The following is a 17749-nucleotide window of genomic DNA, read 5'->3' on the forward strand; positions in this document are numbered from 1 at the left end:
CCGATGAACCCGACACCCGCGCCAATGAATAAAACCACCGAACTGAAGAAGGCCAAGCGCACGCCGTTACTGCTGCTGCTCGCGGCCGCCTGCGTTTTCGTCGTTACCGCGTTCATGCCGCGCGGCCTGTGGGTCGACGGCATCAAGGCGGTCGCCGAAGCCGCGATGGTCGGCGCGCTCGCCGACTGGTTCGCGGTCGCCGCGCTGTTCCGGCGCGTGCCGATCCCGATCGTCTCCGCGCATACCGCGATCATCCCGCGCAACAAGCACAAGATCGCCGATAACCTCGCGCGCTTCGTGCAGGACAAGTTTCTCGACGTGCCGTCGCTGGTCGGTCTGATCCGCCGGTACGATCCCGCGCACAGCATCACCGGATGGCTGAGCGAGCCGGCCAACACCGAGCGCCTCGGCGGCTACGTGGTGCGGCTGACCGGCGGCATTCTCGACGTGGCCGACGACGCGCGCATCCAGAGCTTTATCAAGGACGCGCTGCGCGACGTGCTCGCGAAGGTCGATCTGTCGCAATCGCTCGGTGCAATTCTCGACACGCTGACGCGCGACGGCCGTCATCAGGAACTGCTCGACACCGCGATCGATCAGTTGATCGCGCTGCTGCGCGAGAAGCCGGCGCGCGAATTCATCGCCGCGCGCATCGTCGATTGGGTCAAGAGCGAGTACCCGACGATGGAGAAGATTTTGCCCACCGCGATGCTCGGCGACAAAGGCGCCGACGCGATCGCACGAGCGACCCACCGCATACTCGAACAGATCGCCGAGAACCCGACCCACGAACTGCGCGAGCGCTTCGACGAAGCGGCACAAAAGCTGATCGTGAAACTGAAGACCGACCCCGCGTTCCTCGCGCAGGGCGAAGCGCTGAAGCGCTACCTGGTCGAAGGCGATGCGTTCAGCACGTACGTGAGGGACATGTGGGGCGATCTGCGCGCGTGGCTCAAGCGCGATCTGCAGAGCGCCGACTCGGTGCTGCACGCGCGCGTTGCCGCGGTGGGCCAGTGGATCGGCCGCGAACTCGCGAACGATCCCGCGCTGCGGCAATCGCTGAACGATCATCTGGAGGACGCCGCGCGCGCGATGGCGCCGGACTTCGCGCAATTCCTCACGCGCCATATCAGCGATACCGTGAAGAACTGGGACTCGCACGAGATGTCGCGGCAGATCGAGCTGAACATCGGCAAGGACCTGCAATACATCCGCATTAACGGGACGATCGTCGGCGGCTTTATCGGCTTGCTGCTGTACGTGAGTTCGCAACTGCTGGAACTGTTGCGCGTTCATGCGGGTTGAAAGGCCGGCGGAAAGGCCCACTGAAAGGCCGGCCCACGCGCGGCCAGAACGCCTACAATCCAGGCATCAGTCTTGCTGCTACCTGTGCCACCCAACGACTGGCAGGTGTCGCGGCGCATCGCAACCGGAAAGTCTGTTCAGATGAAAATATCGCTCCCACCACCGCAAGCGCGGCCGAACCGCGTCTACCCGCCGGGCACACCGGGCCTGCATGGCCTCGTGTCGCTGATTACCGGCGTGGTGGTCGTGTGCGGGCTCTATTTCGGCCGGGCGGTGCTGATTCCGATCACGTTGTCGGTGCTGCTGAGCTTTCTGCTCGCGCCGCTCGTGCAGATGCTGCGGCGTCTGCATATGGGCCAGTTGCCGTCGATCTTCATCGCGGTGCTGTTCGCGCTCGCGTCATTGCTCGCGGTCGGCGCGCTGATCGGCGCGCAGCTCGTGCAGCTCGCCGGCGACCTGCCGCAGTATCAGGAAGCGATCGAACAGAAGATCGAAACGGTGCAGGAAAAAACCGTGGGCCGCGCCGACTCGCTGATGAGCAGCGCGGCCGGCGCGCTGCAGCGCATGGCGCCGTCGCGGCCCGCTCCGCCGCGCCCGACCGGCCGTGCCGCGCGCAACGCGCCGCAGGTGCCGCAACAGGTTGAGGTGCACCAGCCCGCGCCGACCCCGGTGGAACTCGCACAGCGCGCGCTATCGCCCGCAATCGCGCCGCTCGAGACGACCTTTATCGTGCTGGTCGTGACGATCTTCATTCTTCTGCAGCGCGAGGATTTGCGCGACCGGCTGATCAGCCTGTTCGGCTCGCGCGATCTGCACCGCACGACTACCGCGATCAACGACGCCGCCGGGCGCCTGTCGCGCTACTTCGTCGCGCAGCTCGGCGTGAATCTCAGCGCGGGCGGCGCGATTGCGATCGGGCTCGCGATCATCGGCGTGCCAGGCGCGCTGCTGTTCGGCGTAATCGCCGCGCTGCTGCGCTTCGTACCGTATATCGGCATCTGGATCGCCGCGATCCTCGCGGTCTTTCTCGCGGCCGCGATCCAGCCGCAATGGACGATGGCCGTCTATACGCTGATCCTGTTCATCGTCGTCGACGTGGTGGCCGGGCAGATCGCCGAACCGGTGCTGTACGGGCATCGCTCGGGGCTGTCGCCGCTCGCGGTGGTGGTCGCGGCGATCTTCTGGAGCTGGCTGTGGGGGCCGATCGGGCTGGTGCTGTCGACACCGCTGACGCTGTGCGTGGTCACGCTCGGGCGCTACGCCGATCGTCTGAACTTTCTGACCGTGCTGCTCGGCGACCAGCCGGCGCTCACGCCCGCGCAGAACTTCTATCAACGGCTGCTCGCCGACGATCCGCACGAGGCGATCGTGCAGGCCGAGCGGCTGCTGCGCGACATGTCGCTGCTCGACTACTACGATCAGGTCGTGCTCGAAGGCCTGCGGCTCGCGCGCAACGACGCGCTGCGCGGCGTGCTGATGCCGGACCAGTTGCAGCGGATCAACAACGCGCTCGTCGATATCGTCGAAAACCTCGAAATCGCGGATGGGCTCGACGATTCGTTCACGCGCGTCGAAACGGCCAATACCGGCGGCGCGCTGCTGGCTTCGGAGCCGCTATCGATGTCCACGGGTTCGTCGGAGCGTCACGACAGCCATGTGCTCGCGCGCTCGCAGCAATCCGGCGACGGCCACGCCACGGCGGTGCTGTGCGTGCCGGGCCGCGGCGCGTTCGACGAAGTGACCACCGCGATTGCCGCGCAACTGCTCGGCCGCCACGGCTTCGCACCGCTGACGGCCACGCACTCCGGCTATCGCAGCGCGAGCGCCGACGAACCGAGCTTCAAGGACGCGCCGATCATCTGCATCGTGTCGCTCGACGCGCCCGAGTCGCCGCCGTATCTGCGCAACATGCTGCGGCGCACCCGCGAATGGCGGCCGCGCGCGACGCTCGTCGTGGGTGTCGGTGTCGGCGATGTGCCGGATAGCGGCGCGGAACTGGATCCGAACGGCGCCTTGCACGCCGCGCCGACGTTTCGCGCGATGATTCAGGAATGCCGGGCGGAGACCGGCGCGGTGCCGGCGCGACAGGCGACGTATACGGCGGGAGCGGATTGACGGCGGGCTCGGAGCCGGTTGTAGATGCGCCTCACAGTTAGCCGGGAGCCGGATCGAGTCCGGCGCGAATCGAGCCGCCATCACCACAACGAAGCCGCGAGGATGCGCACAGCGCCTCGCGGCTTTTTTGCGCCGGTGCGCCGGGTTGTACCCAAAATGAGGACAGCGGCAAGCGGGTGCTGCTGCATACTGCATCGATCGATTGGCCTGCCTGCACGGCTTCGGGCAGCTGCGGCCAGCCGCGGAAGCGCGAAGCCGCGTCCCGCCCCAACGCATGCCAGCTAGAAGCACAAAAAGATTCCGGAGACGCGTATGACCCGCCCGTTCAAACCCTATCCGTTCGAGCCGCGCCGCTATCCGGCCCGTGTGCCGCCGCTCGCCGACGGCCGCGAACCGGCCGAGCACGCGGTCGCGATCGTCGGCGGCGGCCCGGTCGGCATGACGCTCGCGCTCGCGCTGGCGCGTCAGGGCGTGCGCTCGGTCCTGATCGAAGCCGACGACAGCGTCTGCACCGGCAGCCGCGCGATCTGCATCTCGCGGCGCAGCCTCGAAATCTTCAAGCGGCTCGGCATCGTCGACGGCTTCCTGCACAAGGGCCTCGCGTGGACCGGCGGACGCAGCTTCTATCGCGACACCGAGGTGTTCCGCTTCGCGATGCATCAGGACGACGAGCAATCGCTGCCGCCGATGATCAACATCGCGCAGTATCAGATCGAGCAGTTGCTGCTCGACGAGATCGAACGGCACGCCGATCTGATCGATGTGCGCTGGCAGACGCGCGTCACGGCGATCGAGCAACGGCCGCAAGGCGGCGCGACGCTGACGTTGCGCACCACCGCTGCAAATGCCGAGGCCGAGGCCACGAGCTGGAAAATGGACGCCGCATGGGTCGTCGCCTGCGACGGCGGACGCAGCACGATGCGCGAGCTGCTCGGCCTGAAGCTGACCGGCACGACCTACGAAGGCCGCTACGTGATCGTCGATATCGAACTGGACAGCACGCGTGCGACCGAGCGGCTTGCCTACTTCGACCCTCCGTCCAATCCCGGCTCGACCGTGCTGGTGCACAAGCAGCCCGACAACGTGTGGCGCATCGACTACCAGCTACGCGACGACGAGGATGCCGACGCGGCCGTGCTGCCCGACAACGTGATGCCGCGCGTGCAGAGCGTGCTCGATTCGATGGGCGAAACGGGCGTGTGGTCGCCGATCTGGATCACGATCTACAAGGCCAATGCGCTGACGCTCGAACGCTATCGCCACGGCGCGGTGCTATTCGCGGGCGACGCCGCGCACCTGGTGCCGATCTTCGGCGTGCGCGGCGCGAATTCGGGCATCGACGACGCCGACAATCTCGGCTGGAAACTGGCATGCGTGGTCAACGGCATCGCGTCACCGGCGCTGCTCGACAGCTATAGCGACGAGCGCGTGTATGCGGCGCGCGAGAATCTGAGCTACGGCATGAAGAGCACCGAATTCATGGCACCGCCGACCTTCGCGTTCGACCTGCTTCGCACTGCCGTGCTGGGGCTTGCCGAACAGCATGCTGCGGTGCGCCCGTTGATCAATCCGCGCCAGACGCATGCGATTGCCTACCGGCAGTCGCCGCTCAATTACGCCGCCGCGGAGTGCGGGGAATTCAGCGGCGGCCCGGCGCCGGGCACGGTACTGCCCGAATGCAGGCTAGTGCGAACCACTGATGACGGCGCAATCGCCGATATTCATCTGACCGATCTGCTCAGCCCCTGCTTCACCGCGCTGCGCTTTTCTCCGGACCACTCAACCGAAGAAACCTGGCAGCAACTACAAGCAACGCTAGCCAGCAAGGGCATTCCATTCGAGACGATCGACATCGTCGCGAACGACGCGCCCCACGCCAGCGGCCCGCATGCGATCGATCAAACCGGCCGCCTGCACGACATGTTCGACGCACAACCCGGCACCGTCTATCTGATCCGCCCGGACGGCCACGTACTCGCGCGCTGGCGCAACGGCAGCGCGGCGGCCGTGTGCGACGCGCTCGATGCAACGCTCACGATCTAACGCGCAAGGACGTCCCTCATCATGACCGATAGCGATCTCGACCTCATCTATACGACACTGTGCAATACGCTGACGAACGAAGGCGAAGCGCAGGCGCCGCTCTATCTGGCGCGCCTCGCGCTGCTGTGCCTGACTGAAATCGACGACCCGCGGCGCGCGTTGTCGTTGATCGAAGCGGCAAAACTGGCCGGCGGTTCGGCGGTAGCAGCGGCTGTTTAGCGAGTAAAAAAAAACCGCCGTGCGATGGATGCACGGCGGCTCTACGGCTTGTCCTCTGCTTATCGTCCGACGTTCAGGTCACGGCCCGAACGCTTCGCAAGCTCAGCTCACTGCTTCGGATACAGCCCCAACGTGCTCGCATGCAGCCGCGCGAGCCCAAGCAATGCATCGGTATAGGGCGTCGGCACACGCGTCAGTTGCCCCAGCTCGCGCACCGCGCCGACCAGCGCGTCGAGTTCGACTGCCTTGCCGGCCTGCACGTCCTGCAGCATCGACGTCTTCATCGCGCCGAGTTTCAGCGTGACCGCGTGGCGATCGTCGGGTGCCTGCTCGATCGGAATGCCGAAGCGCTCACCGATCTCCTTCGCCTCCAGCATGATGTTCGTGACGAAGCCGCGCACCAGTTCGTCGCCGAGAATCCGGTCGGTAGTCGCGCCGGTGATGGCGCTGACCGGGTTCATCGTCATGTTGCCCCACAGCTTGAACCACACGTCGCACTGGATCCGCGCGGACATCGTCGCGTTGAAACCGGCCGCGCGCAGCATCGCCGTCAACTGCTCGACGCGCGCGCTCGGCTGCCCCGACGCCTCGCCGATGATCAGCCCATTGCCCTGGTGATGCCGGATCACGCCGGGTCCGTCGATCAGACAGCTCGCATGCACGACGCAGCCGACCGTTTGCGCGCTCGGAATCGCGGCGGCGATCGCGCCGTCCGGATCGATCGATTTCAGCCGCTGACCGGCGAAGTCGCCGTCGAGGCCGTCGCAGAACCACCACGGCACACCGTTCATCGCCGTCAGCACGATCGTGTCCGGCCCGATCAGCGGCCTGATGTGCGCGGCCACCGACGCCATCGCCGGCCCCTTCACCGCGATCACGACCAGCTCCTGCACGCCGAGATCGGCGGGCTTGTCGCTGGCCTTGACCTGCTCAGCGTAGATCACACCGCCTTCGATCAGACGCAGGCCGTGCTGGCGCACTGCATCGAGCGTCGCACCACGCGCGACCACGCTGACGTCGTGGCCCGCCTGCGCCAGCTTCATTCCCATCCAACCGCCGATCGCACCGGCGCCGTAGATCGCTACTTTCATCGCTTCAGTCCTTGCCTGTGCTCGCGTTTATTATTGCGTTTGTTGCTGCGCTTATTACTGTGTTTACCAAGGTGTTCGCTCAAGGTGCTCTTTCAGAGCACGCCTTGATCCGCTCATTGGCGATAGCTCGCGTCGATACGATCGACACGCCGCACCAGCGCATCGAACACGTCCTGCCCGGCACCGTGGCGCGGGTCGAACTGCAGCGCGTCGCGCGTGCAGCGAATCGCTACCTCTTCCGGCACCGGCCGCGCGGCGCCCATCGAGAACGTCGCCATCTGGATTTCGCAGGCACGATTGAGCGTCCACAGAATCGCGAAGGTCTGCGCCAACGTGTGGCCCCACGCGAGCAGACCATGGTTGCGCAGAATCACCGCCTGTTTGTCGCCGATATGCGCGAGCAGCCGCGGCCCCTCTTCCGCGTGAATCGTGATGCCCTCGAAATCGTGATACGCGATGCGATCGTGCAACTGCGCGCTGTAGAAGTTGGTCTGCTGCAAGCCCGCTTCGAGGCTGGCGACCGCGACGCCCGCCGTCGTATGCGTGTGCATCACGCAGTGCGCGTCCGGCAGGCCCTCGTGAATCGCCGCATGCACGACGAAGCCGGCCGGGTTGACCGGATACGGCGAGCCGTCGAGCACCCGCCCCTGCGCGTCGATTTTCACCAGATTGCTCGCGGTCACTTCACTGTAGTGCAGCCCGAACGGGTTGATCAGGAAATGACGCTCGTCGCCGCTGACACTGGCGGGCACGCGCAGCGTGATGTGGTTGTAGATCATCTCGGTCCAGCCGAGCAGATCGAAGATGCGGTAGCACGCGGCGAGCTGCACGCGCGCCTGCCATTCGTCCGGATGCATCGCGGCGGATGCGCACGCGCGCGCCGGCTGTGTTTCGAGCGTGATCGTCGTCATTCGTGTCTCCATGATTGTCGTTATGGCGGTGTATCGGTGTGCACTGCTGACGCGCACAGCGGACATCCACCGCGTATCCGGGCTTACCGCATCTGCCCGACTCGTCCGCCGTGCTACGCGGGCGTGCTCAGGCGCCCGACACCACCGCCGCGATCGATGCCGCGACGTACTCCGCGTTGCGCTCGTTGAGGCCGGCGACGCACATGCGCCCCGAGCGCAGCACGTACACCGCGTATTCGTTGCGCAGCCGCTCGACCTGGCTTTCGGAGAGCCCGGTGTAGGTGAACATGCCGCGCTGCGCGACGTAACGCGCGCGCATCACTTCGCTAACTCGGCCTTCGAGTCCCGCGTGAATCACGTTGCGCATCGCCAGAATGCGCTCGCGCATCGTGCTGAGTTCGGTTTCCCACGACGCGCGCAGCGACGCGTCGGCGAGCACGTTGGCGACGAGCCGCGCGCCATGCGTCGGCGGATTGCTGTAGTTCGCGCGCACCGCGGACATCAGTTGCCCAGCCACGCGCGCCGCTTCGTCCGCGCTCCGGCAGACGACGCTCAACGCGCCGACGCGCTCGCCGTACAGCGAGAAATTCTTCGAGAACGAATTGGCGACGATCAACGGGATGTCCGCATCGGCGAGCAGCCGTACGCACGCGGCGTCGTCTTCGAGACCCGCGCCGAAGCCCTGGTAGGCCATGTCGACGAACGCGATCAGCTTGCGGCGCTGCAATACCGGCACCAGTTCGGCCCATTGCGCGGGGCTCAGATCGACGCCGGTCGGGTTGTGACAGCATGCGTGCAGCAGCACGACGCTCTTCTCCGGCAACGCGTCGATCGCGGCGAGCATCTCGGCGAAACGCAGGCCGCCCGTTTGCGGATCGTAGTACGGATAAGTGTTGACGGTGAGCCCCGCCGCTTCGAACACGACGCGATGGTTTTCCCAGCTCGGATCGCTGATCCACATCTGCGAGCCGGGGAAGTAACGCTTCAGGAAATCGGCACCGACCTTCAGCGCGCCCGAGCCGCCGATCGTTTGCAGCGTCGCGATCCGGCCGGCCGCGCGCGCCGCGCTGTTCGCGCCGAACACCAGCACCTGGGCGGTATCGCGATACAGCGGCAGACCCGCCATCGGCAGATACGAACGCGGGCCGATCGCCTCGAGCAGCGCGCTCTCGGCGCGGCGCACCGCGTCGATCACCGGCAGCTTGCCGGCGTCGTCGAAATAGATGCCGATGCTCAGATTGACCTTGTTCGGCCTGGGGTCCAGTTGAAAGTCTTCGTTCAGGCTCAGAATCGGGTCGCCCGGATAGGCGGGAATGTGGTCGAACATGGCAGATCCTTGAATACGGCCTCGAAAGGCCTGGTGTAGCAGCGGTGCGCGCGGATGACGGCTGGCGCGGCGGCCGATGATGGGGCAAACCTCAAGTCTAAGCCAAGCGGGTTTGCCGGGCTACGTCGACCCGCACGAGTGTCCGCTGTCGGCGTGCACCGCACAATCAATCGATTTTTCACGATTCGTAAGTTTTTCTTTAGAATCGACCGCATGCCCCTTACCCGCGTCACGATCCGTCAGTTCGAAGCGTTTCTCGCCATCGTCGATCTTCACAGCATCGGCGCGGCGGCGCAGCGGCTCGGGCTGACTTCGTCGGCGGTCAGCCAGTTGCTCGCCGAGCTCGAAACGGAACTGGGTTTCCGGCTATTCGATCGCACCACGCGGCGCGTCACGCTGTCCAGCGCGGGGCAGGATTTCCTCGCCTCCGCCGATTCGGTGCTGCGTCATGTGCGCGCAGCCGCCCAATCCGCCGACGATATCCGCAACCGCGCGGCCGGCATCGTGCGCGTCGGCGCGCCACTCGTGATCGCCGCAACCGCGCTGCCCGCCGCGATCGCCGAATATGCGCACGACAAGCCGAAGGTCGTCGTGCGCATCTGCGATACCGTGGTCGAGCAACTGGTGACGCGGGTCGAAAGCGGCGACATCGATCTGGCGATCGGGCCAGATCTGCAAAGCGGTGCGCGGGTGCGCCGCGAACCGGCGTTCGCAAGCCCATGGGTCATGTGGTGCGCGGCCGCGCATCCACTCGCCGCGCGGCGCCGCGTGCAGTGGCAGCATCTGCGCGACGTGCCGATCGTCGCGACCGGTCGCGATCACGAGCGCGCGGTCGGGCAGATGCTCGCGAATCTGCCGGCGGAAGCGCGCATCATTCCCGTCGACGTCGTCGATAACGTGACGACCGCGTTCGGCCTCGCCGCGCAAGGGCTCGCGGTCACGCTCGCGCCGGCCTACGTCGCGCCGCTCGCGCGCACCTTTGGGCTGGTAATGAAGCGCATCGTCGATCCCGAAACGATTCGCGAGGTGTGCGTGTATCGCTCGACCGAGCGCGCGTTGTCGCCCTCCGCCGATGGTTTCGCCGATTTCGTGATGCCGTGGCTCAAACGCTGGGATCGGGACACTCAGGTGGAGGAGCGACGGGCCAGGCGCGGATAAAACCCGGCTCGGTGCCTGATTGACGGAGTGACTGCGTAAAAGCACGCGCGAACCGCGCTGAATGAAATCAGACTGCGGCGGCGCTGCAAGCAAATGCGACGTCCGCCCTTCGCGGCTACGGCTGCATGCACAGCGCGAACAACTGCCTCTGAGTCGACACGCCGAGCCGCGCATACGCGCGTTTCTGGTACGTGACCACGCTCGCGGGCTTCACACCCATGCGCTCGGCGATTTCGGCGGCACTCGCGCCTTCGAGCGTGCCGCGCAACACGTCGAGTTCGCGCGGTGTCAGCGTCGGGCAAACGCGCCGCGCGCGTGCCAGCATCGCCGCGGCCGTGCCCTGCTGGTGCTGACCGTTCAACGCGTAGTGGCCTTTCGCCGCATGCGCGAACAGTGGCGCGATGTTCTCTATCCGTTCGAGTTCGCCGGGCGCGAACACGCCGTACGCGCGATCTCGATACAGGTTGATCGACAACCACACGCTATCCATCGGTTGCACCAGCAACGACAACCGGTCGGACACGTTCGGCTGCGCATAGCAGGCCGCGCGATAGGCGTCGTTTTCGATTTCGTCGCCGCGCTGCTGATGCAGCATCAGCGCATCGCGAGCGTGGGACTCGCGCGTGTCGGCGATGATCGCGCGATTGCCGTCGAGCGCGTAGAAATGCGCGGTATAACGCTCGGCGACGTCGCGCAGAAAACGCCCGCCGCGATGATCGGCCGCCGACACCGTGCGCGGCCGCGCGTCGAATTCATAGGCGAAGATCGTGCACTGCGACACCGGCAGCGACTCGTCGACCGTGCGCAGAATGCTCGCGGCGAGCGTATCGGCGTCCGGGTGCGAGATCGCCATGACGAGATCGGTGGCGCGCGCGGTACTGATCTGCCCGCTGCGCGGCGGTGAGGCGAGGCGCCATGAACGCATGATGGAAGTCGGGGCTCGGCGTGGATCGGCCGGGCGGGCTGTAGGGGTCCGGCAAGCGTAGCACAGCGGCAATATCGCGAGGCCGCGCCGCTGACCACTGCTGACCGCCAATCAGCGATGCTTCATCGATGTAACTTCACCGATGAGTAAACGACCCCCGCGCGCCCTGCTGCAACGTCACCGTCCGCGGCAATTCGATCGTAAACACCGTACCGGCCGCATCGTCCGATGCGACGCTGACCCCGCCGCCATGCATCCGCGCGATCTCCTGCACGATATGCAGACCCAGCCCAAGCCCTTCGCGCGAGCGTGAACCGTTGCCGTTCGGGCCGAACGCCTTGAACAGATGCGGAAAGACTTCAGCCGGAATCGTGCCGCGATTGGATACCCTGAGCCGCACGGAGTCCTCGGCGTCGCCATCGACCGCGACGCCGATATCGCCGTCCGGCGCGCCATGGTGCAGCGCATTGCTGACGAGATTCGACACCGCCTGCCACACCAGATCCGTATCCCACGCGCCGGTCGTGTTGCCCGAGCAGGCGAACACGATGCGCTTGCCGCTTTTCTGCGACGCGAATTCGTCGATCACCGAACGGCATAGCGTCGCGAGTTCGATCGAGCGCGGCTGCAACGGCAGGCGTCCGCCCTGCAGACGCGCGAGGTTCAGCAGTTGATCGACCATCCGTGCCATGCGCAGCGAGCTGTTTTTCACGCGCGTGGCGACGGTCACCGACTGTTCGTCGGCGGCCGTACGCATCAGATATTCCGCCGATGCAAGCACCGCGCCGAGCGGCGTGCGCAGATCATGGCTCAGCACCGCCATCAGCATTTCATTCGCTTCGAGCATCTGGCGCGTCGTCACGAGCTGCGCGGCGAGCTGACGCTTCTGCTGTTCGAGTTGCACGAACACGTCGACCTTCGATTGCAGGATGCGCGGATCGAACGGCTTGTACAGGAAGTCGACCGCGCCCGCCTCGTAGCCGCGAAACGTGCGCGACGCGTCCTGCGCGGTGGCGGTCAGAAAGATGATCGGCACGTGCGACGTGCGCGGACTGCCGCGCATCAGCGCGGCCAGCTCGAAGCCGTTCATGCCCGGCATGTTGACGTCGAGAATCGCCAGCGCGACCTCGTGCTTGAGCAGCAGATCGAGCGCGGCGGTGCCGGAATCGGCGACCAGCACCGCGATGTCGGGCCGCGCGAGCAACGCCTCGAGCGCGGTGATGTTGTGGACGATGTCGTCGACGATCAGGATGTTCACGGGTGAGTTCGTCATGGCACCGGATTACAGAGAGGCAGGCAGCGCGGCGAGCTGCCTGGCCATGGTTACGGGAGAGTAGATAGCGTCGGCCGCGCCGCGCGCGATCGCGGCAAGCGGCATTTCAGGCGAGCTGGCGGTTTCCGGCGTCTGCACCCATGCGGTGCCGCCGAACGCGCGCACCTGTTCGAGCCCGTGCGCGCCGTCGTCGTTGGAACCGGACAGCAGGATACCGAGCAGCCGCGCGCCGTACACGGCGGCGGCCGATTCGAACAGCACGTCGATCGATGGACGCGAGAAGCGCACCGCCGCATCGGTCGACAACGCCACCGTGCGGTCCACTTCGACCAGCATGTGATAGCCCGGCGGCGCAACATGCACGCGGCCCGGCAGAATCTGCTCGCCGGCATCGGGTTCGAGCAGCGGCAGCGCGCAGCGATGCGCGAGCGCCTGCACCAGATAGCTCGGCGAAGCCGGCGGCAGATGCGTGACGATCATCACAGCCGGCGCGAAGCGCGCGGGTAACGCGCTGATCAGGACGTTCAGCGCTTCGAGCCCGCCCGCCGAGCCACCGATCACGACGAGGTCGTAGGCGCGCGGGGCGGCCATCCGCGGCGCGGCCGTGCGCGCTTCGGCGTCGGCGGCCTGGGTGACTGCGGTGTGGAAGGTCGAGCGTGGCATCGGCGGACCTCGCTAGCGCTTCTGGTAAATGCGTTCGGCCGCGCGGAATTCGTCGAAGGCCGGGTAATGACGCGAAAAACGCAGGCTTTCCTTGCTGCCCAGCCCGAGAAAACCGCGCCGCACGAGCGCGTTTTCAAACAGCCCGAGCGCGCGATCCTGCAAGCCGCGATCGAAATAGATCAGCACGTTGCGGCACGACACCAGATGCGCTTCGAGAAAGACTTCGTCGGTCGACAGGCTGTGATCGGCGAATACCACGCGCTCCTTCAGCGAACCGGCGAAGCGCGCGCCGCCATAAGCAGCATGGTAGTAGTCGGACAACGAGCGCGTGCCGCCCGCGGCCTGGTAGTTCTGCGTAAAGCCCTGAATCCGTTCGAGCGCGTAGATGCCCGCTTCGGCGCGCGCGAGTGCGTCCGGGTTGATATCGGTGGCGTAGAACAGCGTGCGCTCGGTCAGCCCTTCCTCGTCGAACAGGATTTTCAGCGACCACAGTTCCTCGCCGGTGCTGCATCCGGCGACCCACACCTTGATCGACGGATAGGTGCGCAGCCGCGGCAGCACATGTTCGCGTAGCGCGAGGAAATACGCGGGGTCGCGAAACATGTCGCTGACCTGCACCGTCAGATACTGGAACAGCCGCGAGAACGCGTCGCCGTCGCGCATGATGCGATCCTGCAGCTGCGATAGCGTTTGCACACCGAATTCGTCGAGTGCCTGCGTGAGCCGGCGGCGCAGCGACGACATCGCATAGTGGCGAAAGTCGTGCTGATACTTCAGGTAGATCGCATCGAGCAGCAGCTTCAGCTCGATGTCGAAATCGCTGATCCGGTGCGGCGCGTCGGCGGCGGACTGGCTCATCGCGGGGTCCGTTCCGTCCTGCGTTCCGGTTTTCGCTTCTGTTTTCACCTGATCCGCCATCATCGTTGCCGCAGCCACACCCGGCACAGCGCGACGAGCTTGTCGACGTCGATCGGCTTCGACACGTAGTCGTCGGCACCCGCTTCGAGGCAGCGCGTGCGGTCGTTTGCCATGGCCTTCGCGGTCAGCGCGATGATCGGCAGATGCGCAAAACGCGCATTGCGGCGAATCTCACCCATTGCGGTCAGGCCGTCCATCTCCGGCATCATGATATCCATCAGCACCAGATGCACTTCGGGGCCGTTTTCGAGTTCGTCGAGCGCTTCGCGGCCGTTACGCGCGATCAGCAACTTTGCGCCGAGCGGTTCGAGCACGTGCGACAGCGCGAAGATATTGCGCACGTCGTCTTCGGCAAGCAGGATCGTGCGGCCTTCGAACGCATTGTCGCGCTGACGCACGGTGCGCAGCATGCGCTGCTGCTCCGGCGCGAGCGACGACTCGACGCTGTGCAAAAACAGCGTGACTTCGTCGAGCAGCCGCTCGGGCGACTTCGCGCCCTTGATAATGATCGACTTCGAATAGCGGCGCAGCCGATGCTCTTCTTCGTCGGACAGCATGCGGCCGGTGTAAACGATCACCGGCAGCGCCGCGTGTTCGGTGTTCGCGGCGAGCCGTTCGAGCAGGTCGTAGCCGGTGCCGTCGGGCAGCGCGAGATCGGTGACCACGCAATCGAAGCTGATTTCCGCCAGTTGCCGGAGCGCGTCGGCGAGTGTCGCGACCGCGACGATCTCGGTGTTCTCGCTTTGCAGCAGCGCGCGAATGCTCTCGCGCATCGGTGCATCGTCCTCGATCACGAGCACGCGCTTCAGACGCTGCTGCAGGCGCGCTTCGAGCCGGCGGATCGCCGCTTCCATTGTCGAGCGCGCGGTCGGTTTCAGCGTATAGCCGATCGCGCCGAGGTGCAGCGCCTTGTCGGCATGGTCGGTGGCCGACACGATATGAATCGGAATATGGCGTGTAAGCGGATCGCTCTTCAGCCATTCGAGCACGGTCAGGCCCGAACGGTCCGGCAGACCGACATCGAGCAGCACCGCGGCCGGGCGCATGTCGCGCACCAGCGCGAGGCCGCTCGTCGCATTGCTCGCATGGATGAAATCGAAGTCGAGCTCATGCACGAGATCGCGCAGGATTTCGGCGAAGGCGAGATCGTCTTCGACCGCGACGATCAGACGGCCCGCGCGGGTGCGATGGTCGCGATCGTCGGCGATCGACGCCGAGCTTCGCACGATGTCAGGCTGCGCGATCGTGCGTGGCGCCGCGGCCGACTGTGAGTTCGGTACCTCGGCTGAAGCTCCGCCGGCGACCACATGGCCCGCTGTGATCCCGACGGACTGAACGCTGCTGGTCGGCGTGCGCATCAGCGGTGTTTCGCCCGCGGCCGCGACCGCCAGCGCTTCGCGCGCATCGAGCGGCAGCCAGAGCGTAAACACACTGCCCTTGCCCACTTCGCTCCACACAGTGATGCGGCCGCCGAGCAGATGCGAAAACTCGCGCGAAATCGACAAGCCCAAACCACTGCCGCCATATTGACGGCTCGTCGAACCATCGGCCTGCTGGAATGCCTCGAAGATCATCTCCAGCTTGTCGGCGGCAATGCCGATGCCGGAATCGCGCACGTCGAAGCGCAGCGTATTGCCTTCGGCCGGTGCCACCGACAGCGTCACCTCGCCGTGCTCGGTGAACTTCAGCGCGTTCGACAGCAGGTTGCGCAGAATCTGCGTGAGACGCTGGCCGTCGGTGATGAGGCTGTCCGGCGTGCCCGGCAGACGATCGAACGCCATCCGCAGATGTTTGGTCGCGGCGAGCGGCTGGAACATTTCTTCGAGCGATTGCAGCGTCGCGTCGATCGACACCGTTTCGGCCTCGACCGTCACCTGCCCCGCCTCGACCTTCGACAGATCGAGAATGTCGTTGATCAGCACCAGCAGATCGCTATTGGACGCATGAATCGTCTCGGCGTAGCGCACCTGCTCTTCGGTCAGATTGCCGGTGCGGTTCTGCTGCAGCAGCTTCGCGAGAATCAGCGAGCTGTTCAGCGGCGTGCGCAATTCGTGCGACATGTTGGCCAGAAACTCGGACTTGTAGCGGCTCGACTGTTCGAGACGCTCCGCGTTGGCGGCGAGATCGTCCTGCGCGCGCAGCAGATCCGACTTCTGCCGCTCGAGACGCTGCGCGTATTCCTCCAGCTGCACGTTGGTCTGTTCGAGTTCGGCCTGCTGCGCTTCGAGGCGCCGTTGCGAATCCAGCAGCGCGCGGCCGCGTTCTTCGAGCCCTTCGTTGGAGACCCGCAATTCCTCCTGCTGGACCTGCAACTCCTCGTTCAGCTGCTGCGTTTCCGCCAGCGCGTCCTGCAGGCGTTCGCGATACAGCGCGGCTTCGACGAAATCGCCCATCGCGTTGCGGATCAGCTCCATGAACTCTTCGTCGCGCGGCGTCACGTCGCGCAGAAAGCCCATTTCGATCACGCCGTTGACCTCGCCGTCGTTGTCGATCGGCATGATCATCAGATTGCGCGGCACGCTGTCGCCGGTGGCCGATGCGACCCGCACGTAATCGGCCGGCACGTCGCGTAGCACCAGCGTGCGGCGCGAGCGCGCCGCCTGGCCGACGAGGGTTTCGCCTTCCTCGAAGCTCAACGCGGATACCTGGTCGCTTTCGCGGCTGAAGCCATAGGTCGCGATGCGGCGCAACGTGCCGTGCTGCCGGTCGCGCACATACAGCGCCGCGACGGTGACGTCCAGATACTGGGCAAGAAAATCGAGCATCGCGCGGCCGACAAGCGGCGCGCTGGTCTGGCCGACCACCTTGTCCGCGAGCAGCCGCTGCCCCGAGCGCAGCCACACCTGCTGCTCCAGCACGCCGGTCTGCTCGGCCTGCCGGCGTAACGCATCGTCATAGGTCACCGACAGGCCCAGCAGTTCGCGGCGGCCCATCCATGCAAGCAGGCTGCTGACGCCGAGGCTGAACAGCAGGAACAGGCCGACGAGCGTCGCGGTCACGCTACGCGTCGCGTCCGAGCGCTCCTGCCGCAGACGCAGCTCGACATCGAGAAAATCGCCGAATTCACGGCGTGTTTCGTCGAATTCGACCTTGCCGCGTCCGGCCGCGAGCGCGCTTTCGAAATCCTGATTGCGCCGGCGCGCATCGATCAAGTCTTCGGCGACCTGACCCCAGCGCTGCTGCAACGCCTGAATCTCATTGAGCCGTTCGACCTGCGGCGGATTGTCGGCAACCATCTTGCGCAACTCTTCGAGTTGCGCGCGAAATCTCGGGCCACCGCTTTCGTACTGCGCGAGGAAGCTCTCGTTGCCGGTGATCAGAAAGCCGCGCATCGACGATTCGCGGCCCACCGCGAGCCGCAGCATTTCGTTGGCCTCGCCGATCACGCGCTCGGAATGGTCGACCCAGCTCATCGTCGAGACGAGGTACGCAATCAGGCCGACGAACAGCGCCATCGTGACGAGTCCGACGCCGAGCGGCAGTGCGATGTTGCGACGGAGAATGCGGCGAAAGCTGAGTTGATCGACAGCCGGTGATGCGGTCATTTTTTCTGTCTTTGGCATGGCGAATCGAATCGATGCGGAATATTTTTCAGATTCAGACGGGGTGCTTTTTCACCGCGATGTGACCGCCGTCATCATACAGGATGAGCTTAATTATGAGATGGATGTTCCGGCGCCGAGGCTTGCTGGGCTTGGCTTGCGTGGGGGCTTGCGGGTGCGGTGGCAGGATCGGGGGATGGCGGGACGCGCGCTGAGGCGGGCCGCTGATGCGGCGTCCCGACTCGTTGCATCGGCATCG

Annotated in this window: 13 protein-coding genes; 5 read left to right on the top strand and 8 right to left on the bottom strand. The window is 65.6% G+C overall.

Annotation, left to right across the window (positions count from 1 at the left end):
* Positions 1–24 precede the first annotated feature (24 nt).
* The 4 genes from L0U82_RS25905 (at position 25) to L0U82_RS25920 (ending at position 5682) form a co-directional block, all read left to right on the top strand.
* Positions 25–1305 (top strand): DUF445 domain-containing protein, encoded by a 1281-nt coding sequence (locus L0U82_RS25905; protein WP_233835643.1) that lies wholly within the window; start codon positions 25–27, stop codon positions 1303–1305.
* A 141-nt stretch (positions 1306–1446) separates the two neighbouring features.
* Positions 1447–3420: an AI-2E family transporter gene (locus L0U82_RS25910; RefSeq protein WP_233835644.1), complete on the top strand. Its 1974-nt coding sequence runs from the start codon at positions 1447–1449 to the stop codon at positions 3418–3420.
* 312 nt (positions 3421–3732) lie between these two features.
* Entirely contained in the window at positions 3733–5463 is a 1731-nt protein-coding gene (locus L0U82_RS25915; protein WP_233835645.1) for an FAD-dependent oxidoreductase, read from the top strand.
* 21 nt (positions 5464–5484) lie between these two features.
* Positions 5485–5682, top strand: coding sequence for a hypothetical protein (locus L0U82_RS25920; RefSeq protein WP_233835647.1), 198 nt, complete (start codon positions 5485–5487; stop codon positions 5680–5682).
* Positions 5683–5789: 107 nt separating this feature from the next.
* Here the strand turns inward: L0U82_RS25920 and L0U82_RS25925 are convergent, their stop codons facing one another.
* The 3 genes from L0U82_RS25925 to L0U82_RS25935 all read right to left on the bottom strand — a co-directional run bounded on the left by L0U82_RS25925 (position 5790) and on the right by L0U82_RS25935 (position 9011).
* On the bottom strand, positions 5790–6773 hold the full coding sequence (locus tag L0U82_RS25925; protein WP_233835649.1) for a 2-dehydropantoate 2-reductase: 984 nt from the start codon (positions 6771–6773) through the stop codon (positions 5790–5792).
* Between the two features lie 113 nt (positions 6774–6886).
* Positions 6887–7684 carry a class II aldolase/adducin family protein gene (locus L0U82_RS25930; RefSeq protein ID WP_233835651.1) on the bottom strand — a complete coding sequence of 266 codons (798 nt, stop codon included), beginning with the start codon at positions 7682–7684 and terminating at the stop codon, positions 6887–6889.
* Between the two features lie 127 nt (positions 7685–7811).
* Complete coding sequence (locus tag L0U82_RS25935) at positions 7812–9011, bottom strand: amino acid aminotransferase (RefSeq protein WP_233835653.1); 1200 nt, start codon at positions 9009–9011, stop codon at positions 7812–7814.
* 213 nt (positions 9012–9224) lie between these two features.
* Here L0U82_RS25935 and L0U82_RS25940 point away from each other — a divergent pair, with 213 nt between their 5' ends.
* The gene (locus tag L0U82_RS25940) at positions 9225–10169 is read left to right on the top strand and encodes a LysR family transcriptional regulator (protein ID WP_233835655.1); all 945 of its coding nucleotides are present in this window, start codon (positions 9225–9227) and stop codon (positions 10167–10169) included.
* A gap of 115 nt (positions 10170–10284) precedes the next feature.
* Here L0U82_RS25940 and L0U82_RS25945 read toward each other — a convergent pair whose 3' ends face one another.
* The 5 genes from L0U82_RS25945 to L0U82_RS25965 all read right to left on the bottom strand — a co-directional run bounded on the left by L0U82_RS25945 (position 10285) and on the right by L0U82_RS25965 (position 17493).
* Complete coding sequence (locus L0U82_RS25945; RefSeq protein WP_233835657.1) at positions 10285–11094, bottom strand: helix-turn-helix transcriptional regulator; 810 nt, start codon at positions 11092–11094, stop codon at positions 10285–10287.
* Between the two features lie 136 nt (positions 11095–11230).
* Positions 11231–12367 (bottom strand): hybrid sensor histidine kinase/response regulator, encoded by a 1137-nt coding sequence (locus L0U82_RS25950; RefSeq protein WP_233835659.1) that lies wholly within the window; start codon positions 12365–12367, stop codon positions 11231–11233.
* 9 nt (positions 12368–12376) lie between these two features.
* Positions 12377–13030 (bottom strand): chemotaxis protein CheB, encoded by a 654-nt coding sequence (locus tag L0U82_RS25955; RefSeq protein ID WP_442793666.1) that lies wholly within the window; start codon positions 13028–13030, stop codon positions 12377–12379.
* A 12-nt stretch (positions 13031–13042) separates the two neighbouring features.
* Positions 13043–13888 carry a CheR family methyltransferase gene (locus tag L0U82_RS25960; RefSeq protein ID WP_233835660.1) on the bottom strand — a complete coding sequence of 282 codons (846 nt, stop codon included), beginning with the start codon at positions 13886–13888 and terminating at the stop codon, positions 13043–13045.
* A gap of 59 nt (positions 13889–13947) precedes the next feature.
* Positions 13948–17493, bottom strand: a complete 3546-nt coding sequence (locus L0U82_RS25965; RefSeq protein ID WP_233835662.1) for a response regulator — start codon at positions 17491–17493, stop codon at positions 13948–13950.
* Positions 17494–17749 lie beyond the last annotated feature (256 nt).

The organism is Paraburkholderia sp. ZP32-5, assembly GCF_021390495.1.
Lineage (GTDB): Bacteria > Pseudomonadota > Gammaproteobacteria > Burkholderiales > Burkholderiaceae > Paraburkholderia.